Annotated in this window: 17 protein-coding genes; 8 read left to right on the forward strand and 9 right to left on the reverse strand. The window is 63.6% G+C overall.

Translation table 11 applies throughout. The annotated features are described in order from the left end of the window. Positions 1–38: 38 nt before the first annotated feature. Both NKI49_RS17255 and NKI49_RS17260 read right to left on the reverse strand, forming a co-directional pair. The gene (locus tag NKI49_RS17255; protein ID WP_352604712.1) at positions 39–2,636 is read right to left on the reverse strand and encodes a TIGR02302 family protein; all 2,598 of its coding nucleotides are present in this window, start codon (positions 2,634–2,636) and stop codon (positions 39–41) included. A 116-nt stretch (positions 2,637–2,752) separates the two neighbouring features. Then, positions 2,753–3,691: a threonine/serine dehydratase gene (locus NKI49_RS17260; protein ID WP_352604714.1), complete on the reverse strand. Its 939-nt coding sequence runs from the start codon at positions 3,689–3,691 to the stop codon at positions 2,753–2,755. Positions 3,692–3,741: 50 nt separating this feature from the next. Here NKI49_RS17260 and NKI49_RS17265 point away from each other — a divergent pair, with 50 nt between their 5' ends. Continuing rightward, positions 3,742–4,044 carry an ArsR/SmtB family transcription factor gene (locus NKI49_RS17265; protein ID WP_352604716.1) on the forward strand — a complete coding sequence of 101 codons (303 nt, stop codon included), beginning with the start codon at positions 3,742–3,744 and terminating at the stop codon, positions 4,042–4,044. Between the two features lie 52 nt (positions 4,045–4,096). Here the strand turns inward: NKI49_RS17265 and NKI49_RS33395 are convergent, their stop codons facing one another. From NKI49_RS33395 to argH, 4 genes are all read right to left on the reverse strand, one after another. Next, the gene (locus tag NKI49_RS33395; protein WP_502899561.1) at positions 4,097–4,756 is read right to left on the reverse strand and encodes a BrnA antitoxin family protein; all 660 of its coding nucleotides are present in this window, start codon (positions 4,754–4,756) and stop codon (positions 4,097–4,099) included. Between the two features lie 232 nt (positions 4,757–4,988). Further along, positions 4,989–6,257: a diaminopimelate decarboxylase gene (lysA, locus tag NKI49_RS17280; protein ID WP_352604720.1), complete on the reverse strand. Its 1,269-nt coding sequence runs from the start codon at positions 6,255–6,257 to the stop codon at positions 4,989–4,991. A 53-nt stretch (positions 6,258–6,310) separates the two neighbouring features. Next, entirely contained in the window at positions 6,311–6,517 is a 207-nt protein-coding gene (locus NKI49_RS17285) for a lipoprotein (protein WP_352604722.1), read from the reverse strand. A gap of 93 nt (positions 6,518–6,610) precedes the next feature. Then, positions 6,611–8,011 carry an argininosuccinate lyase gene (argH, locus tag NKI49_RS17290; protein ID WP_352604724.1) on the reverse strand — a complete coding sequence of 467 codons (1,401 nt, stop codon included), beginning with the start codon at positions 8,009–8,011 and terminating at the stop codon, positions 6,611–6,613. 35 nt (positions 8,012–8,046) lie between these two features. On the opposite strand from argH, the gene tlpA reads away from it, so the two are divergent. From tlpA to NKI49_RS17320, 6 genes are all read left to right on the forward strand, one after another. Beyond that, the gene (tlpA, locus tag NKI49_RS17295) at positions 8,047–8,727 is read left to right on the forward strand and encodes a thiol:disulfide interchange protein TlpA (RefSeq protein WP_352604726.1); all 681 of its coding nucleotides are present in this window, start codon (positions 8,047–8,049) and stop codon (positions 8,725–8,727) included. A gap of 348 nt (positions 8,728–9,075) precedes the next feature. Continuing rightward, entirely contained in the window at positions 9,076–10,428 is a 1,353-nt protein-coding gene (locus NKI49_RS17300) for an extracellular solute-binding protein (protein ID WP_352604728.1), read from the forward strand. Positions 10,429–10,583: 155 nt separating this feature from the next. Next, positions 10,584–11,468 carry a carbohydrate ABC transporter permease gene (locus NKI49_RS17305; protein ID WP_352604730.1) on the forward strand — a complete coding sequence of 295 codons (885 nt, stop codon included), beginning with the start codon at positions 10,584–10,586 and terminating at the stop codon, positions 11,466–11,468. 7 nt (positions 11,469–11,475) lie between these two features. Beyond that, entirely contained in the window at positions 11,476–12,390 is a 915-nt protein-coding gene (locus NKI49_RS17310) for an ABC transporter permease subunit (protein WP_352604732.1), read from the forward strand. A 17-nt stretch (positions 12,391–12,407) separates the two neighbouring features. Further along, the gene (locus NKI49_RS17315; protein ID WP_352604734.1) at positions 12,408–13,508 is read left to right on the forward strand and encodes a sn-glycerol-3-phosphate import ATP-binding protein UgpC; all 1,101 of its coding nucleotides are present in this window, start codon (positions 12,408–12,410) and stop codon (positions 13,506–13,508) included. A 63-nt stretch (positions 13,509–13,571) separates the two neighbouring features. After that, entirely contained in the window at positions 13,572–14,402 is an 831-nt protein-coding gene (locus tag NKI49_RS17320; protein WP_352604736.1) for a phosphodiesterase, read from the forward strand. A 52-nt stretch (positions 14,403–14,454) separates the two neighbouring features. Here the strand turns inward: NKI49_RS17320 and NKI49_RS17325 are convergent, their stop codons facing one another. From NKI49_RS17325 to NKI49_RS17335, 3 genes are all read right to left on the reverse strand, one after another. Then, a complete protein-coding gene (locus NKI49_RS17325; RefSeq protein WP_352604738.1) occupies positions 14,455–15,537 on the reverse strand; it encodes an ABC transporter ATP-binding protein in 1,083 nt (360 codons plus the stop codon). Next, a complete protein-coding gene (locus NKI49_RS17330; protein ID WP_502899562.1) occupies positions 15,534–17,114 on the reverse strand; it encodes an ABC transporter permease in 1,581 nt (526 codons plus the stop codon). The genes NKI49_RS17325 and NKI49_RS17330 overlap by 4 nt, the downstream gene beginning before the upstream one ends. A gap of 174 nt (positions 17,115–17,288) precedes the next feature. Beyond that, the gene (locus tag NKI49_RS17335; protein WP_352604740.1) at positions 17,289–18,296 is read right to left on the reverse strand and encodes an iron ABC transporter substrate-binding protein; all 1,008 of its coding nucleotides are present in this window, start codon (positions 18,294–18,296) and stop codon (positions 17,289–17,291) included. 305 nt (positions 18,297–18,601) lie between these two features. Between NKI49_RS17335 and NKI49_RS17340 the strand changes: the two genes are divergently transcribed. Next, entirely contained in the window at positions 18,602–19,138 is a 537-nt protein-coding gene (locus tag NKI49_RS17340) for a sigma-70 family RNA polymerase sigma factor (RefSeq protein ID WP_352604742.1), read from the forward strand. The last annotated feature ends 1 nt before the right edge of the window (position 19,139 follow it).

The raw sequence follows: 19,139 nt of genomic DNA on the forward strand, positions 1-19,139 counted from the left end.
CGGAAACGTCCGGGCAGGATTGAAGAGGGCGGCTACCCCTATTTCAGCTCCAGCAGCCGTTCCAGATAGCTGCGCTCGATGTCGGGGCTGAGCGCATTGCCGAGCCGCTTGCGGATCGCTTCCAGGATTTGGCGCGCGCGCTGGACGTCGATCTCGTCGGGTACTTTCACAGAATCGCCGAAATCGGGACCCTGGCTGGCGCGTGGCCGGCCGAGCGGATCACGATCGGCATTCTGCTGGCGGCCGCCTTGCTCGCTGCCGCCCTGGTCGCCTTGCATGGCCTGCATCTGTTTCATCATGTCCTTGGCGCCCTTGCGCAACGCCTCGAGCGCGCGGCCCTGGTGGCCGACAGCCTGGTCGCCTTCACCCTTGCCAAGCGCCTGTTCGGCGTTGCCCATCGATTTGCCGGCCTCGCCAAATCCTTCATTGGGCTCCATGCCCATGCCTTCCAGGCCCTTCTTCAATTGCTCAAGGTCGCTCTTCAGCTGGCCCTGACCTTCCTGCAACTGCTTCAGCGCATCGGCGAATTCCTGCGGTGTCATCGTCTTCGGCTTGGCGAGCGGATCGCGGTCCTGGCCGACACCCGGCTTGTCCTGGTCCTCGCCGCTGCCTTCGCCAAGCTGCTCGTCGCGGTTCTGGCCGCGCTGGCGATCGCCGCGCTGCATCTGGTCCATGCGGAACGTATCGTTCATCATCTCCTGCTGGCGCCGCAGGATATCGCCGAGCTTGTCCATCTGCTGGCGCATCTCGCTGTCCTGCTGCCCGCCCTGCTGCTGACGACCGGCCTGGAGATTGTTCATCATGTCCTGCAGCTGCGACAGCAATTGCTGCGCCTTGTCGCGGTCACCCGACTTCGCCAGATTCTCGATCTGGTCCATCATGCGGTCGATGTCGCTCTGGCGCAGTTCCTGGCCGTTCTGCTGCATCTGCGGTGCGTTCGGATTTTGCTTGGCGCGTTCGGCGAACTCCTGCAGGAACTGGTTCATCGCCTCGCGCAGTTCCTTCATCGCCTTTTCGATCTCCTGGTCGCTGGCGCCGTTCTTGATAGCGTCCTCCAGCGCCTGCTGCGCCTGGCGCAACCGCTTCTCGGCGGCCGAGAGATTGCCTTCCTCGATGCCGAGCGCGATTTCCCAGAGATAGGACACCTCGTTGCGCAACTCGTCATCGCTGTCGGCCTGCTTCAGCCGGCTGCGCGCGCTCATGATGGCAAGGTAGTGGGACATATTGTTGAACGTGTCTTCAGGCCTGAGCGTGATCGCATCCATCAGGTCGAGCACGCGCGGCTTGGCATTGGCGTCGAGCGCCAGCAGGCGGCGCTGTTCGATCACGGCCCGGGCCAGCGGGTTGGTGAACGGCCGCTGCGGCATCACAAGCGTCTTGGTCTCGCTGGTCGCCGTATGCCCGGCATCGTCGGTAGCGACGAGCGCCAGCCTGATGTTGCCGCCGGCCCAGACATGCTCGGTCAGGTCCTTCGAAGTCCTGGCGGCATTCGACTTGCCGCCGCGGCGCGGCAGTGTCAACGGCATCTCGGGCGGACCATAGAGCGGATGCGCGCCCGGCGCCTGCGGGTCGGCCAGCGCGAAAATCGCCTTGGCATTGGCGGCGCCGTAGTCGTCGTCGATCTGGTAGTTGAGTTCGAAGGCGCCGTTGACGGCGCGCTTAGGCTCACCGACAAAACGGATCTGCGGCGGTTTGTCGGGCAGCACCGCGAAGGCCCAGCGGCCGAGCTCGTCCCCGCCGGACTTCAGCGTCAGCGTGCCATCGCCTATCAGCCTATCGGTGAACTGGCGGACCTGGGAAGGCGCCGCCGGGCTTGCTGCCGGCTTGACCGTGGCGGCGAGCGGCGCGCTGGCCGGATCGATCGTGCGCGCATTGCCGTCCTTGGCGGCATAGGCAAGCGTTTCCTCGCCCGACCCGCCGGTCACGCGTAGCGAGACGTCGCTGCCTTCCGGAACGGTAAAGGTTGGCGTCGTCTGGTTGGCGCCGGCGGTCAGGAAGATCGGTGGTTTGCCGGTATAGGCCGGCGGCGTCACCCATGCATCTATGCGCGACGGCAGTACGTCATGCGTACCACGGGCGCTGAACCCGTCGGAGATCCGCCCACCGCTCGGCCCGAAGGAGAAGGCAAAGGCGGTGACGAGCAGGAGCGCGGCCAGCGCGCGCAGCCCCCAGGGGTCGCGCTCCGGCACGCGCGCGCGCGGCAGGTCGGAGCCAAGGCTATCGAGCTTTCGCGCCATGCGCTTCTGGTGCTCGCGCCACAGCGCCTGCGAGAAGCTGGTTTCGCGCCCGCTTGGCCGGTCGGTCTGCACCAGCACGGGGCTGTGCAACAGTTGATTGGCCGCTTCGATCCGGCGGTCGATTTCGGCGTCGCCAGGCATGCGGAAAAAGCGCAACGGATAGAGCGCGGCCAGCGTTGCCATGCCGAATGCAGCAATCAGGCCGATACGCGCGAAATCCGGCAGCCGGGAGAAAATGCCGAGCCAGGAGATGCTGAGGAACAGGCTGGCGACAAGGATGAGCGGAAGCAGCAGCGGCCAGCCACGCTCGACCATCATCGAGACCCGCGTCGCCAGTCGGCTCAGGGCAAGGCGCCCGGCCAGGCCGCGATCGCTGCTGAAGGTGGGTCGTTCCGTCATCGGCCCTTCCTGAAGGCGGGCGGGATAGCCCTGTCCTCGCGACTCGAAGAATACCAGCAAACACGGCAAAGGCGAGGCAGTTTGCAAAAACGTGAAGCCCGCGCGGATGGTTCCCGTCAGAAATTCGCGGGATTTGTGTTTGCTCCGCAGACCAGCACGGCGACGCGCTCACCAGGTGCCGGCGCGTAGCGCCCGGACAGCACCGCAGCGAATGCCGCGGCGCCACCCGGTTCGGAGATGATGCGCGTCCGGTTCCACAGCGCTTTCTGCGCGGCTATGATCTCGTCGTCGCTGACCAGGATGGAACGCTCGACGAAAGCCTCGGCGATCGGAAACATCATTTCGCCGACGCGTTTGGGCGCCAGCGAATCGGCGGCGATGCCTTCTGCCGGCGCGTCGACCGGGCGTCCGGCCTCGAAGGCGCGATGTAGCGTCGGCGCGCCCTCGGGCTCGACGGCAATGATGCGGATGCGGCCGGCAAACCAGGCGGCGATACCGCCGATCAAGCCGCCGCCGCCGACGGCGACCAGCAACGTGTCGACCCGAGGCAAATCGCTTTCGATCTCAAGCCCGAGCGTGCCTTGGCCGATCAGCGTTTCCTCCTGGTTGAAGGCATGGATCTGCAAGGCGCCGGTCTCCTCGGCGAAGCGTTCGCTGGCGGCCAGGGCCTCGGCATAGCGGGCGCCGCCGACGACCAGTTCGGCGCCATAGCCGCGAATGCGCTCCAGCTTGGCCGGCGGGCTCACTTCGGGAACGAAGATGGTCGCCTTGTGACCCAGCCGTTTGGCGGCGTAGGCGACGGCCGCGCCATGGTTGCCGCCCGAGGCGGCGACGACGCCGGCCTTGGGAACCGGCCGTTCGAGCAGGTTGGTGAAAGCGCCGCGCGCCTTGAACGAGCCGGAATGCTGCAGGCATTCGAGCTTCAGGTCGAGCGCCAGGGGCGGGCGGTCGAAGTCGGCCATGTCGACGCGCAGCACCGGCGTGTGGCGCACATAGGGGCGGATGCGCGGTTCCATCGCGGCAATGCGTTCGCGTGTGACGGTGCCCTGCGACATGATCATCTCCCTGGGATTGACAGTAATTAGTAACTTGGCAAAATGGCTAAATGCAAGAGGTCGATGTCTTCAAGGCGATCGCCAACGAACGCAGGCTGCTGGTCCTCGACTGGCTGAAGGATCCGCGGGCGCATTTCCCGCGCCAAGCGGACGGCGATCTGGTCGAGGACGGTGTTTGCGCGCTGCTGATTGCCGAAAAGCTCGGCATCACCCAGGCGACGCTCAGCGAGCATATGCGCGTGCTCACCCAGGCTGGCCTGTTGCGCGCCAAGCGCATCAAGCAATGGACATTCTACCGCCGCGACGAGGACAGGATCGCCGACATCAGAATGCTCATCCAGAACCGGTTGTAAGCGGTCAAGGATTGCGCCGATTTCGGAGTAGGTCGCTCACCCGCAATCCCTCCTAGTCGAGATTGGCTGCCTCGCGCAACGCAGCATTCATGCGTGTCTGCCAGCCAGAACCACTCTTCTTGAAGCTCTCAACAACATCAGGGTCCAGCCTCAGCAATATCGCGATCTTCGTGTGATCCGATCGAGGCCTTCCGCGCCTTGCAGCCAGGTTTGGCTGTGCGTCGGGATCTGTTCGAGCCGCAGCGGTAATGGCTGCGTCTTCCTCGATCGTCATTTCATCCAGAGCGGCCTTGGCCCGATTCAATAGACTTACTTTTGACGGCTCGCTTTTCCCGATCAACGCAGCCTTCCTGACCCTATCCATCTCAGACCCGCCTCCAGCGAACTTCATAGGAGAGGATGCCCGCTTAGCTCTGATGTTGGCGCCACTTTTAGTAGCCGGTTTCGAGGTATTCGACATAGCCCCTGATCTCCTCTTTGGTAGCGCGGCGGAGGGAAATGACTCGAATGTTTCCGCTACGCGGAGTGTAGACGATCTGATGGATCTTGTTGCCAATGAAACCGATCCCAATGACCTCTCCTCGTCATAATCTTCGGTCGCATCTTCGACGATCATGGCATTGTCGAAATCGAAAATTTCGGCGAGTTCGAACGACACCCCATGTTTGGCTTTGTTCCTCCTCGCCTTTTCGTCGTCCCACTTGAACTTCATCACTGTCAGCTCCGACAATTTCTGTATATACAGAAACGCGCCTCTTTTCAAGTGTTTTTGTATATACAGAAACTTTTTCGAGCGAAGCACCACATGCCCGCTATTGGCCTCGGCGGCGTGTTTAACGCCGTCCTGTGGGTCGCATTAGGCAGCTACGAATTCTTCGTTCCGCGACCGGATCGCCGAGGAACCGCTTCTTTCCTTCGTCGGAAGCGATAAGGACGACGGGCTTCTATGCCAGCCAGTCCGGAACCGAATCCAGCCCGATAAGATCGTCATAGGTCGGGCGTGGACGCACGACGTGGAAGCGGTCGGCGTCTACCAGCACCTCGGGCACCAGCAGGCGAGTGTTGTAGGTGCCGGCCTGTACGGCGCCGTAGGCTCCGGCCGTGGAAACGGCAATCAGGTCGCCCGCCTTCAGCCTGGGCAAATCGCGGTCGAGGCCGAGATAATCGCCGGTTTCGCAGACCGGGCCGACCACATCGACCATCATGCGCGGCGCGTCGGCCGGCGGCAGAACGACCGGACGGATGTCGTGGAAGGCATCGTAGAGCGTCGGCCGGATCAGATCGTTCATGGCGGCGTCGACGACCAGGAAATTCTTGGCGGCGCCTTCCTTCACGAAGATCACTTCCGAGACAAGGATGCCGGCATTGCCTGATATCAGCCGGCCCGGCTCGAACATCACCTTCAGCCCGAGATTGGTGACATGCTTCCTGACGATCTGGGCATAGGCGTCAGGCAGGGGCGGCGGGTTGTTGTCGACGCGGTAGGGAATGCCGAGGCCGCCGCCGAGATCAATGTGCTCGATGGCGTGGCCGTCAGTGCGCAGCGCACCGACCAGATCCACAAGCAAGGCAAAGGCGTCGTCGAAAGGCTGCAGCTCGGTGATCTGACTGCCGATATGGGTATCGATGCCGGTGACCTTGATGCCCGGAAGCTGCGCCGCGCGGGCATAGACCTGCCGCGCCCTCTGCCACGGAATGCCGAACTTGTTCTCGGCCTTGCCGGTTGAGATCTTCTTGTGGGTCCTGGCGTCGACGTCGGGATTGATGCGCAGCGAGATCGATGCCACCTTGCCAAGGGCTACGGCGCGGGCCGACAGCAACTCCAGTTCAGGCTCGGACTCGACGTTGAAGCAGAGGATGCCGGCGTTGAGCGCGAAGTCCATTTCGCGCTTGGTCTTGCCGACGCCCGAGAACAGTATCTTGCTTGCCGGGATGCCGGCCGCAAGCGCCCGGCGCAATTCGCCTTCCGACACCACATCGGCCCCGGCGCCGAGCTTTGCCAGCGTCCGCAGCACCGCCTGGTTGGAATTGGCCTTCATGGCGTAGCAGACCATCGCGTCGAGGCCGGAGAAGGCTTGGGCAAACACCCGGTAGTGCCTGGCCAAGGTGGCCGTCGAATAGCAGTAGAACGGCGTGCCGATTTGCGCGGCGATATCGGGGATCGCCACGTCCTCGGCATGCAGCACGCCGTCGCGGTAGTCGAAATGGTTCACGAGACTGGTTCCGGAAAGTTGGAGTGCGATGAGACCAGACGGCCTCATCGGCTCTAGATCAGCGGGTCGAGGATGAACTTCTTGTCCTCGACCGGTTTTTCCGGCTCCGGCGGCACAGGCTGATGGGCTTTTGAAGCATCCTTGCGCGCTTGGACCGCTGCCTCATAGGGCGTGTCGAGACCGCCCCTCCGGCCGCAGGCCGTAACGGCCGCCATCGCCGCCAGCAGCGACAGCGTCAACAAAATCCTGCTTACCGTCATCGATCCATCCGTCCGAAGCTTTTGCCAGCCGCCGCTTTTAGCCGAGTTCGCGGGGTATTGCACCCCGGATATTGCTGGCCGCAATATCCGACATCACGCTTTCGACAATCGCTTTTTCCAGCTGCGGATCTGCTTCCTCACTTCCGATGGCGCGGTGCCGCCGAAACTGGTGCGGCTCTTGACCGAATTCTGCACCGCCAGCACCGAGAATATATCCGACGTGATGCCGGGATCGATCGATTGCAGATCCTCCAGAGAGAGCTTCTCCAGCCCCACTTTCTTCTCTTCCGCCAGCGCCACCGCGCGGCCGGTAACGTGATGCGCCATGCGGAACGGCAGGCCGAGCGTTCGCACCAGCCAGTCCGCCAGATCGGTCGCGGTCGCGTGGCCGGACCCGGCCGCCTTCTTCATGGCAGCGGCGTTGATAGTCATGTCCGAGACCATGCCGGTCATCGCGGCCAGCATCAGGTCGAGCGTTTCGGCGGCGTCGAACACCGATTCCTTGTCTTCCTGCATGTCCTTGCCATAGGTCAAAGGCATGCCCTTCATCACCGTCAGCAGGCCGACCAGATGGCCGGTGACGCGGCCGGTCTTGCCGCGCACCAGTTCGGCCGCGTCCGGGTTCTTCTTCTGCGGCATGATCGAGGAACCGGTGGAGAACGAGTCCGACAACCTGACGAAGCCGAACTGCGGCGTCGACCAGATGATGATTTCTTCCGCCAGCCGCGACAGATGCGTGGCGCAGATCGCGGCCATGCCGAGGAACTCCAGTGCAAAATCGCGATCCGAAACGCTGTCCAGCGAATTGCGCATCGGCTCGCGAAAGCCAAGCGCCTTGGCGGTCTTGTGGCGGTCGATCGGGAAGCTGGTGCCGGCAAGTGCTGCGGCACCGAGCGGGCTTTCGTCCATCCGTTCAATCGCGTCGCGGACCCGCGACAGGTCGCGCGAAAACATCTCGACATAGGCCATGCAGTGATGCCCGAAGGTCACCGGCTGCGCTGCCTGCATGTGGGTGAAGCCCGGCATAACCGTCGCCGCATGTTCCTCGGCCCGTGCCAGCAGCGCCTCGATCAGCCCTTTCAACGCCTCGGCGACGCGAAAGCATTCGTCCTTGACCCACAGCCTCAAATCGACCGCCACCTGGTCGTTGCGCGAGCGGGCGGTGTGCAGCCGTCCGGCCGCCGGACCGATCAGGTCGGCGAGGCGGGCCTCGATATTCATGTGGATGTCTTCCAGCCTGGTCGAGAACTCGAACGTGCCGGCCTCGATCTCTTTCAGGATCGTGTTCAGGCCGTGCGCGATTTTTTCTTGATCGGCCGCCGAAATAATGCCCGTTTGCGCCAGCATGTCGCTGTGGGCGATCGAGCCTCTTATGTCCTGCGCATAGAGTTTGCGATCGAACGAGATCGACGCGTTGATCGCTTCCATGATCGCGGCGGGACCCGAGGCAAAACGTCCGCCCCACATCTGGTTGCTGGTCTTCTTGTCGCTCATCGCTATAACCCGTGCTTCGGAGCAGTTTTGAGAAAATGGCAGACGGTAGTAGATTTTTCCCGGCCCCGCGCCTGATCCTCGCCGCCCTGGTGGCGGGAGCGCTGGCCGGTGCGGTCGCGGTATATGTCAGCGAGAGCCGGTCTGGCAACAATGCCGCGCAGCAGGCAGCGGTCGGCGACAGCAAGGACGATGTTGCCTGCGCCGCCAAGAGCGAGCGCGCCAAGAAGGTCGCGGCCGCGGCCACGGGTGAGGTTGCAGCACTTTTGCCTGCCGATCCGCCGCAATCGATGAAAGCCCTCGCCTTCAATGGTCCGGATGGCAAGCCGATGACGATCGCCGACCAAGCGGGGAAAACGGTGCTGCTCAATCTGTGGGCCACATGGTGCGCGCCGTGCCGCGCGGAAATGCCGGCCCTGGATGCGCTGCAGAGAGAGAAGGGCAGCGACGTGTTTCAGGTGGTCGCCGTCAATGTCGATGCCGGCGACGATGTGAAGCCGAAGAAGTTCCTGAAGGACACTGGCGTCGCGACGCTCGGCTACTACCGGGATTCCACCATGGCGCTGTTCAACGATCTCAAGAAACGCGGCCTCGCACTCGGCCTTCCCGTCACCATGCTCATCGACGGCGAAGGCTGCCTGATCGCCCATATGAACGGCCCGGCGGAATGGTCGGGACCGGACGCCAAACGGTTGGTTGAGGCGGCACTCGGATCGTAAAGAACCAGGCCGAGCTATTCCACGCGAACGGTCGCCGCCTGAGCTTGATGATCGCAGCCCGGGCTGCCATCCGGCGCTGCGACGAGAACGGCAGGCGCGGTTGCACGGGTCAGCCGCACCAACATTTTTAGCCGGGTAATCATGATGGTCTTTACCCCATCGGCAACCGCCCTAGTTGCATAAGGCGCCGGCATGACATCTTCAGGCCGGGGCAACCGCCGAGGGGGAGGAAAGACGGGCTGTCCACAGGCCTGAGGGGCCACAACAGAACTGTCACATACCTTCTCTAAGAGAGCGGGCAAGGACTTGCGCAAGACCCTTGTCAACAGCCATCAAGAGGGAAGAAACATGACCATCATCAAGCGGGGCCTCGCTGCCCTTGCCGCAGGCGCGCTCAGCACGGTGCTTGCGGTTCCTGCCTTTGCGGAGCCGGTAAAGTTCGATTTCTGGTTCGGCCTGTCGGGCGATCTCGCCCGCGTCGTCGACACACTGTGCAAGAACTTCAATGCTTCGCAGTCCGATTATGAAGTCGTCTGCACCAGCCAGGGCAATTACGACGCCACGCTGCAGAATACGATCGCCGCCTTCCGCGCCGGCAAGCAGCCCGCAGTGGTTCAGGTCTACGACGTCGGCACCGCCACCATGATGCTGTCGGGCGCCTACAAGCCCGCCGACAAGCTGATGGAAGAGAACGGCTACAAGATCGACTACGCCGACTATTTCCCCGGCATCGCGCGCTACTACGCGACCTCGAAGGGCGAGATGCTGTCCTTTCCGTTCAATTCGTCGACCCCTTTGATGTACTGGAACAAGGACGCCTTCGCCAAGATCGGCAAGACCGAAGCGCCGAAGACCTGGGAAGATGTCGGCGCCGACCTCAAGGCGTTGAAGGACGCCGGCTATGATTGCCCGATGGCGATCAACATCTCGGCCAACGAAAGCTGGCAGCTGATGGAGCAGTTCTCGGCTCTCCATAACCAGCCGATCGCCACCAAGAACAATGGCTATGACGGCCTCGACGCGCGTCTCGAAGTCAACAAGACCAAGTTCGTCCAGTACGTCACCGATCTCAAGAAGTGGTATGATGCCGGCCTGATCAAGATTAAGTCCAAGGACCTCGGCCAGGACATGGTACAGGCCTTCGCCTCCGGCTCCTGCCAGGTAATCCTGACCTCGGTCGGCGACCACGGCACGGTCGGCAGGACGCAGAAGGAAGGCATGAACTGGGATGTCGCCGAACTGCCGGTCTATGCCGGCACGGAGCGCAAGAATTCGCTCGTCGGCGGCGCTTCGCTGTGGGTGCTTTCCGGCAAGTCGGATGCCGAATACAAGGGCGCTGCCGCCTTCCTCAACTTCATCCACGATCCCAAGACCGCTTTGTTCTGGTCGACCAACACCGGCTACATTCCGGTGACGAAGTCGGGCTTCGACTACATGAAGGGCCAAGGCTTCTACGACAAGGCGCCTTACAAGGGCCGTGAGGTCGCAATTGCCAGCCTGACTGCGTCCGAGCCGACGGAAATCACCCGCGGCATCCGTCTGGGCAACTTCACCCAGATCCGCGCCGAGTTCGGCACGCAGATGCAGGCAATCTTCGCCAACAAGCTCAGCGTCCAGCAAGGCCTCGACACGCTGGTCAAGAATGGCGACGCCATCCTCGACCGCTTCCAGCAGACCTATCCGGGCAAGACGCTGCCCTGAGCCCTGGAATGCCAGGCTGCCCGTCGAAAACCTAGGCGTGATTTTTCGAAAGCCAGTTTCCACTTTTCGGGATCATGCTCGGGTCGACGGGCGGCCGTTTCGTTACTAATCTCACTTTGCTCCAAGCTAGCTGTCAAAGCGGCGCCGGCGGACCAATGGAAAAACGCGTTACTTTCAGCAGGTGGACTGTCGGCATCCTTTTCGCGGTGCCGCAGCTCCTCCTGATCTTCACATTCTTCTACTGGCCGGCAGGCCAGGCCGTGTACTGGTCGCTGACGCTGCAGCAGCCTTGGGGCGGCGGCAACATCTGGGTCGGGCTCGACAATTTTCGCTCGATCCTGTCCAACGCCGATTACTGGAATTCGATCAGCGCCAGCCTTGTCTTTGCCGCTACCAGCACCGGCCTGGCGATGTTCATCGCGCTCGTGCTCGCGGCCTTGACGGACCGGCAACTTGCCGGCTCCCGTTTCTATCGAGTGGTGCTGATCTGGCCTTATGGCATAGCAGCGCCGGCGCTGGCGCTGGCGTTCCGCTTCATCCTGGCACCGGAAGCCGGCTTCATGGCCGTCGTCAACCGGGTCTGGCCCGGCTTCTGGGATCCCGGCCTCGACGGCACGGACGCCATGGCCTCGATTATCGCGGCCTTTTCCTGGAAATATGTCGGCTATAACTTCATCTTCTTCCTTGCCGCCTTCCAAGCCATCCCGCGCTCGCTGATCGAGGCGGCGGCGATGGATGGGTCAGGCGTTCTCAGGCGCTTCTGGGATATCCAGTTCCCGCTGATCACGCCGACCATCTTCTTCCTGCTGGTCATCAACATCACCGAGAGCTTCCAGGATTCCTTCGGCATCGTCGATATCATGACCGCCGGCGGCCCGGCCAACGCGACCAATCTGATGGTCTACAAGATCTATTCCGACGGTTTCAAAGGCTTGGACTATTCGGGCGCCGCCGCGCAGAGCATCATCCTGATGCTGCTCATCATCGTGCTCACCATCTTCCAGTTCCGCTTCATCGAGCGGCGCGTGCACTACAGGTGAGGCGGACATGGTAGAGCGCACACCCTTCCTCAATTTTTTCACCCATCTGATCCTGTTCGTCGGCTTCGTCTTTTGCGTCGCGCCGTTCGTGATCGTGGCGATTGCCGCGTCGCACAATCTCAGGGATGTCAACGACGTGCCGATGTCGCTGCTGCCGGGCAGCGATTTCTGGCTCAACATCAAAACGGCATGGACGACAGCCGACCTCGGCCCCAAGCTGCTGAACAGTTTCATCATGGCTGCCGGCGTCGCGGCAGGCAAAGTGATCATATCGGCGCTCACCGCCTTTTCCATCGTCTATTTCCGCTATCCCGGGCGCACCTTCATCTTCTGGCTGATCTTCGTCACCCTGATGCTGCCGCTGGAAGTGCGCATCGTGCCGACCTACGCGGTCGTCGCCGATGTGCTCTCGCCCTATCAGGCCATCCTTGATGTTACGGGCTTGAGCTGGCTGATCGAAAAGGTGTCGGGCGTGCAGGTCTCGCTCAGCCTCGGGCTGCTCAATTCCTATACCGGCCTGATCATGCCGCTGATCGCCACGGCCACCGGCACGTTTCTCTACCGGCAGTTCTTCCTGACGGTGCCGGATGAGCTGACGGAGGCGGCGCGCATGGATGGTGCCGGCGCGCTACGCTTCTTCATCGATATCCTGCTGCCGCTGTCGCGCAACAATATGGCGGCGCTCGGGACCATCATGTTCCTGTGGGCGTGGAACCAATATTTGTGGCCGCTGCTCATCACCACCGATCAGTCGCATGCGACAGCCGTCACCGAACTCAAGCAGCTTATCCCCAATGTCGGCGGCGCTCCGGAATGGCATATCGCCATGGCCGGCACGCTGATCGTCATGCTGCCGCCGCTGATCGTCGTGGTCGCCATGCAGCGCTGGTTCGTGCGCGGCCTGATCGCCACCGAAAAGTGACCTGGAAAGGACAGCCCATGGCCTCCATCACCATTCGCGACGTGAAGAAGAGCTACGCCAAGATGCAGGTCGTGCACGGCGTCGACCTCGACATCGCGTCGGGCCAGTTCGTCGTCATCCTCGGGCCATCGGGTTGCGGCAAATCCACGCTGCTGCGCATGATCGCCGGGCTGGAGGAGATTTCCGACGGCACGATTGCCATCGACGGCACTGTCGTCAACAGGCTGGAGCCGCGCGAGCGCGGCTGCGCCATGGTGTTCCAGAACTACGCGCTCTACCCGCATATGAGCGTGGCGCAGAATATCGGCTATTCGCTGAAGGTCGCCGGCGTTCCCGCCGCCGAACGCATGCAGCGAATCCAGGCGGTCGCGCGCATCCTGGAACTCGAACAGTTGCTCGATCGCAAGCCGATGGCGCTTTCCGGCGGCCAGCGCCAGCGCGTCGCCATGGGCCGGGCCATGATCCGCGAGCCCAAGGTCTTTCTCTTCGACGAGCCGCTTTCCAATCTCGACGCCAAGCTGCGCGTCCAGATGCGTTCGGAAATCCGCAAGCTGCATCGGCGGCTGAACGCTACGTCGGTCTTCGTCACCCACGACCAGGTCGAGGCGATGACGCTTGCCGACCGGCTGGTGGTGATGAATGGCGGGCGGGTCGAGCAGGTCGGCACGCCAGCCGAAGTCTACAGCCGGCCGGCCAGCCGTTTCGTCGCCACCTTCGTCGGCGCGCCGGCCATGAACATGCTGGAAGGCACGGTCGAGCTCGATGGACTTTCGCTGCTCGGCGGCAGCCGACGCCTGGCTATTGGTCGGGCCGGCATGCCGGTCGGCACGCGGGTCGCGATGGGCATCCGGCCGGAAGCTGTCCGGCTGGTGGCGCCCGGCACGGCGGGCGCGCTTGAGGCGACTGTCGACCTGGTCGAGGAATTGGGCGCCGGGCGGGTCATCTATGTCGATCTAGACGGCGCGCCGTTCTCGGTGATGACGTCGGAGGCCGTGCATCCCGAGCCCGGCAGTGCGGTCGGCCTGAAGCTTCCGCCTGACGACATGCATTTCTTCTCGTCGGAAACGGGAAGCCGCCTCGATGTCTTCAAGGCTTCCGTTCGCGAGCCGGCGCTCTGATTCCCGAGCCCTGTTATCAGCGTCCAGCCCGGCTGCGGCTGGTCAGTGTCCAGGAAATGCGCCATGAAAATCATTCAGGTCACGGACGTCCATCTCGGCCGGCAAGGCGAGCGCCATTATGGCGCCGACCTGCATCAGCGGCTGGCCTCATGCATCGCGCACGTCAATGCGCACCATGCCGACGCAGCACTTTGTGTCTTCACCGGCGACCTGACGGAAACCGGCGCGCCAGAGAGCTATGCCGATCTCAGGTCAGCCTTGAGCGGGTTGTCGGTGCCGTGGCGGCTGCTGCCGGGGAACCATGACCGACGGGCCCCTCTTGTCGCGGCGTTTCCCGAAATTGCCGTCGACGAGAACGGCTTCGTGCAGTCGGCTCACGAAACGGCCGACGAGGTGCTGTTGTTCCTCGACGGCTTGGCGGAAGGACGCATCGAGGGCGAGTTGTGCGACAGGCGGCTTGCCTGGCTCGAAGCCCGGCTCGGAGAGGCGGCCGGCAAGCCGGTCTACGTCTTCATGCACCATCCGCCGGTCCAACTCGGCCTGCCGCAGCTCGATCGGCTCGGCTTGGGGAATCCCGGGCGGTTCCTGGCCCTGATGCGGCGCCATGGCAACGTCCGCCACATCTTCTTCGGCCATGTCCATCGCGACATATCCGGCACCGTCGCCGGCATCCCGTTCTCGGCGCAGCGCGGCCTGCACGCCCGGTTCGAACTTGCGCTCGACAGATCGAGCGAGATCGTCGAGCAGGCGCCGCCCTCCTACGCCGTCATCCTCGTCGACAGCGCCAACGAGCGATTGATTGTGCATGGCTGCGATTTTCTCGAGCGGTGGCCCGTTTATTCAGCGGAAAGCGGCACGCTCGTGACAGTGGTCGCCGGGTCGCAAACGGCCTGAAGCAAATCAACGGCGCGGCCTTGGCTGAAACCAAGGGAAGCCTGTCGAACGCTCAGGCGAATACATGCGCCTTTCCCGATACGGTGAGCCGCACGATCTCGCCGATCGCCGGCGCGTCCATGCCGGATTTGCGCAGGATCAGCGGCGTGTTGCCGATCGCGGCGGCGTCGGGCGGATCGGCATTGTTCAAGAGCCGCACCGCGATCGTGCACATCGAGCCGGCGAATTCCGATTCCGTGACCTCGCCGAACAGCATGTCGGGAGTGCCCGACATGCCCTCGCGCGACGTGCGTTTCAGCGCTATCTGCTCGGGCCGCAGCATGATGCGGGCGACATCGCGGCTGTCCGACGTGTCGACGGCGATGCGACCGAGCGGCGAGGTGGCGAAGCCCCCCGAGACCCTTGCCGGCAGGATGATGGCGTCGCCGAGGAACTCCGCGATCATCCTGTCCTTGGGCCTGAGGTAGAGCTCGCGCGGCGTGCCGACCTGCGAGAACTTGCCATCGCGCATCACCGCCACCTGGCTGGCGAAGGACAGCGCCTCGGCCTGGTCGTGCGTCACCAGGATGGTGGTGATGCCGGCTGCCTCCAGAAGCTCGGCCACCGCCTTGCGCATCGAAGCGCGCAGGCCGGTGTCGAGCGCCGAGAACGGCTCGTCAAGGAGCATCAGCCGCGGCTTCATCGCCATGGCGCGGGCGAGCGCCACACGCTGCTGCTGGCCGCCGGAGAGTTCGTGCGGGCGGCGCTTGAGGATCGCCTTGTCGAGCCCGACGATGTAGGCGAGCTCGGTGATGCGCTCGGTGCGCTTGTCCTCGCCGCGGCGCATGCCGAAGCCGATATTGTCCGATATGGTCAGATGCGGGAACAGGGCGCCGTCCTGCGCCACCAGGCCGATACCGCGCCGGTGCGCCGGCACGGCGGCACCGCCATTGGCCAGCACCTCGCCGTCGAGCACGATGCGGCCCTGGTCAGGCGCCTCGAAGCCGGCGATCAGCCGCAGCAAGGTCGTCTTGCCGCAACCGGACGGGCCGACGATCGCGGTGCGGCTACCGCTGGCGACGCTCAGATCGACGCCGGCAAGGGCTGCGACCGGGCCATAATGCTTGTGCAGGTCCTTGAGTTCGAGAAAGCTCATCGTCCAGCCATCCGTTTCGACTGGACATAGAGCAGCCAGGTCAGCGGCAGCGACATCGCCACCATGATGAAGGCGTAAGGCGCCGCAGAGGCGTAATCGATCTCGCCGCTATAGGACCAGAACGCCATCGCCAGCGTGCGGGTGCCGTTCGGCGCCAGCATCTGGGTCGCGGTCAGTTCGTTCATGATGCCGAGCGCCACCAGCGCCATGCCGGCAGCCGCGCCCGGCGCCGACAGGCGGATCGTCGTCGACCAAAGCGCGTTGAGCGGCGGACGGCCGAGGCTGGACGCGGCGCGTTCGAGCTCGACCGGCGCCTGCGCGATCGACGCCCGCAGGCTGACCAAAGCGCGCGGCAGGAACATCAGCGCATAGGCGACCAGGATCGTGAACAAGGTCTGATAGAGCGGCAGGGCGATGCGCACCGTAATGGTAACCAGGGCCAGCGCGATCACCACCCCGGGCAGCGATCCGACGATGTAGTTGCAGCCCTCCAGCAGGCGCTGCAGCGGACCCGGCGCACGGATCGAGATCCAGGCCATCGGCATGGCGGCAAGGGTGGCGAGCAGCGCGCCGGCAAGCGACAGGAACAGCGTCTGGCCGAGCGCCAGGCCGATTTCGTCGAAGCGCCAGACATCGGCGCCGCCGGCGACGAGCCAACGTCCGATGGTGACGAAGGGCACGCCAAGCGCCAGCAGCGTGGTGACGACAAGCAAGACCAGACTTGGGACCGTGGCGCGTCCGAGGCGCGTACGCTGTTGATATCGCGCCGCGCCGGAGCCGACGCGGGCATAACGCTCCTCGCCGCGCACCAGCACTTCGAGGCCGAGCAGCACGAAGCAGCAGCTCACCAGCACGCCGGCCAGCATGTTGGCGGCCGGTCCGTTGAAAGTCGACTGGAACTGGTCGACGATCGCGGTTGTGAAGGTGTCGAAGCGGATGAAGACATAGAGGCCGTACTCGGCCAGAAGGTGCAGCCCGACCAGCAGCGAGCCGCCGCAGATGGCGAGCCGCAATTGCGGCAGCACGACGCGCCGAAACACACGCCAGGGCCCAAGGCCGAGTGCCGCCGCGGCGTCCTCCAGCGCGGGATCGAGGCGGCGCAGCGCTGCCGACACCGGCAGATAGAGAAACGGGAAATAGGCGATTACGGAGACTAGCACGCCGGCCCACAGGCCGTGCAGCCTGGGCACCATGGTGATCCAGGCGTAGCTGTGCACGAAAGCCGGAATGGCGAGCGGCGCCACGCACAGCCATGCCCAGAGCCTCGCGCCGGGCAAGTCGCTGCGTTCGGTCAGCCAAGCCAGCGCGACCGACAGCACGATAGCGATCGGCACGGTCAGCAGGACCAGCAGGCCGGTGTTGACCAGAAGTTCGCCGACACGCGCCCGGAAGACCAGCGCCGCGACCGTTTCCCAGCCGGTCTGGACCGCGATCAGGATGATGAAGGCAGGCGGCAGCAACGCCAGCAGCGACACCAGCATGGCGGCGGCGACCAACCACGGTGCCGCACGCCGCTGTGCCCTTCGACGCATCTTGGGCGGCAGGCCAGAGCGCGCCAGATCGACCGCGGGCTGCATCAGTTCAGACGCCATGCCGCTGCCGCCCGGCGGCAGCAATTGAAGGACCGCAAATCACGGCCGGGAACACAGCGTGTCGTCATCGACGAATGCCATCTCGAAAAACAAAATCACTCCCGCGGAACATCAATCCCGCGGGAGCGTGGTCGTTGTCCTTATTAGGACGAACGACGGCTAAAGCAAGCCGGCTGCCGTCATCAGGTCGGTGACCTTCTTGGAGTTCAGCGTCGCTGCGTCGATCTTCGGCGCTTGCAAATCGGCCAGCGGCACCAGCTTCGGATTGGACTCCGCACCCTTGCCGACCGCGTATTCGAAGGATGTTCCGTTCTTCAGCACGTCCTGGCCGCCTTTGGCGGTCACCCACTTCAGGAAGGCCTGAGCTTCCTTGGGATGCTTGCTGGAGGCAAGCACGCCGCCGCCTGAGATCGAGACGAAAGCGCCCGGATCCTGGTTCTTGAAATAGTGCAGCGCGACGTTCTTGCTGTTCTCGCCGGTCTTGGCCTGGTCGCCGAAATAGTAATAGTGGTAGATCACGCCGCCTTCGATCTCGCCGGCGTTGACCGCCTTCATCACTGTGCTGTTGCCCTTGTAGGCGGTGAAGTTCTCCTTCATCGCCTTCAGCCAGTCGGCCGTCGCGGGTTCACCCTTGAGCTGCAGAAGCGCGCTGACGATGGCCTGGAAATCGGCGCCCGAGGGCGAGGCGGCCCAACGGCCTTTCCAGCTCGGATCGGCAAGGTCGAGCAGTGACTTGGGCAGTTGATCCGCCTTGAGCTTGGTCGTGTTATAGGCAAAAACGGTGCTCCGCGCGGCCACGCCGACCCATTTGCCGCTGGACGCCTGGTAATCTTGGGGGACCTGCGCCAGCGTGTCGGCGTCAACCGGTGCGAACAGGCCGGCGCTCTCGACCAGCGCCATGGCCGGCGAATTCTCGGTCAGGAACACGTCGGCGGGCGAGGCGGCGCCCTCGGCGACGATCTGGTTGGAGAAGTCGCTGTCGCCGCCATTGCGCAAGGTGACCTTGATGCCGGTTTCCTTGGTGAACCCTTCGGCCCATTCCTTGGCCAGGCTCTCGTGCTGGGCGTTGTAGACGATGATGCCGGCATCTTCGGCCGTCGCCGGACCGGCGATCAGGCTGATTGCAAGTGCCGCTGCACCGGCAAGGGCGGAAAATGTGTATGTCATGGCATCATCCTCGGTCTCGTTGGTCGTAGCAGGCTGCACCTACCGATACCTGACACCAATAGTCAACATTGATCGCCTGCTTCAATCAGCCGCTGGTGGGTGACGGTCGGCTCCAGGAGGACAATTCCGCGTGATGGGCAATGCCCGGATCGATGGCACCCGCCAGGGAGTTCCGGCAAGGCCGTCGCCCAAGCAGCGCCGCCGCCCGCGAACTTTCGTCATCTTCCGGTACTTTGGCTTGGACATTATTTCGCCAGCCACGTAACAAATCAGTGCCGAGGCGCGAAAATTGGGGGAGTACTCTTGTGACCGGCAAGGATGAGGCCGAGCTTTCCCGGCTGATACGAGCCGCGATCGCGGGAGATGAAAGGGCCTACGCCGACTTTCTCCACCGGATTGCCGCGCTGGTTCGCGGGTTTGTCAGGCGCAAGATCGTGCAGGGCGGGGTCGATCCCGAGGATGTCGTGCAGGAAACCTTGCTGGCCATTCACGTGAAAAGGCATACCTGGCGCCAGGACGCGCCGGTGCTGCCCTGGGTCTATGCGATCGCCCGCTTCAAGTTGATCGATGCGTTCCGGCGGCGCGGACGGCGCATCGAGATCGATGTCGACGATATCGCCGAGACGTTCGCCGAGCCGGAAACGGAGACGGTCAGCGAACGCGACATCAACCGGGCTCTGGACGGTCTGCCGCCGGCGCAGCGTTCCGTGGTCTCGGCCGTGTCGGTGGAAGGCCGCTCGATCGGCGAGACGGCGACAAAATTCGGCATCAGCGAGACGGCCGTGCGTGTATCGCTGCATCGGGGGCTTGCTGCCATAGCCAGGCGGTTCGGGCGGGAATGAC

Origin of the sequence: Mesorhizobium sp. M0587 (assembly GCF_040320945.1) — a bacterium.
Lineage (GTDB): Bacteria > Pseudomonadota > Alphaproteobacteria > Rhizobiales > Rhizobiaceae > Mesorhizobium.

Coding starts and splice junctions, on each gene's coding strand:
- NKI49_RS17255 (WP_352604712.1), bottom strand. CDS start 2,636: ATGACGGAACGACCCACCTTCAGCAGCGATCGCGGCCTGGCCGGGCGC.
- NKI49_RS17260 (WP_352604714.1), bottom strand. CDS start 3,691: ATGTCGCAGGGCACCGTCACACGCGAACGCATTGCCGCGATGGAACCG.
- NKI49_RS17265 (WP_352604716.1), top strand. CDS start 3,742: ATGCAAGAGGTCGATGTCTTCAAGGCGATCGCCAACGAACGCAGGCTG.
- NKI49_RS33395 (WP_502899561.1), bottom strand. CDS start 4,756: ATGAAGTTCAAGTGGGACGACGAAAAGGCGAGGAGGAACAAAGCCAAA.
- NKI49_RS17285 (WP_352604722.1), bottom strand. CDS start 6,517: ATGACGGTAAGCAGGATTTTGTTGACGCTGTCGCTGCTGGCGGCGATG.
- argH (WP_352604724.1), bottom strand. CDS start 8,011: ATGAGCGACAAGAAGACCAGCAACCAGATGTGGGGCGGACGTTTTGCC.
- tlpA (WP_352604726.1), top strand. CDS start 8,047: ATGGCAGACGGTAGTAGATTTTTCCCGGCCCCGCGCCTGATCCTCGCC.
- NKI49_RS17300 (WP_352604728.1), top strand. CDS start 9,076: ATGACCATCATCAAGCGGGGCCTCGCTGCCCTTGCCGCAGGCGCGCTC.
- NKI49_RS17305 (WP_352604730.1), top strand. CDS start 10,584: ATGGAAAAACGCGTTACTTTCAGCAGGTGGACTGTCGGCATCCTTTTC.
- NKI49_RS17310 (WP_352604732.1), top strand. CDS start 11,476: ATGGTAGAGCGCACACCCTTCCTCAATTTTTTCACCCATCTGATCCTG.
- NKI49_RS17315 (WP_352604734.1), top strand. CDS start 12,408: ATGGCCTCCATCACCATTCGCGACGTGAAGAAGAGCTACGCCAAGATG.
- NKI49_RS17320 (WP_352604736.1), top strand. CDS start 13,572: ATGAAAATCATTCAGGTCACGGACGTCCATCTCGGCCGGCAAGGCGAG.
- NKI49_RS17325 (WP_352604738.1), bottom strand. CDS start 15,537: ATGAGCTTTCTCGAACTCAAGGACCTGCACAAGCATTATGGCCCGGTC.
- NKI49_RS17330 (WP_502899562.1), bottom strand. CDS start 17,114: ATGCAGCCCGCGGTCGATCTGGCGCGCTCTGGCCTGCCGCCCAAGATG.
- NKI49_RS17335 (WP_352604740.1), bottom strand. CDS start 18,296: ATGACATACACATTTTCCGCCCTTGCCGGTGCAGCGGCACTTGCAATC.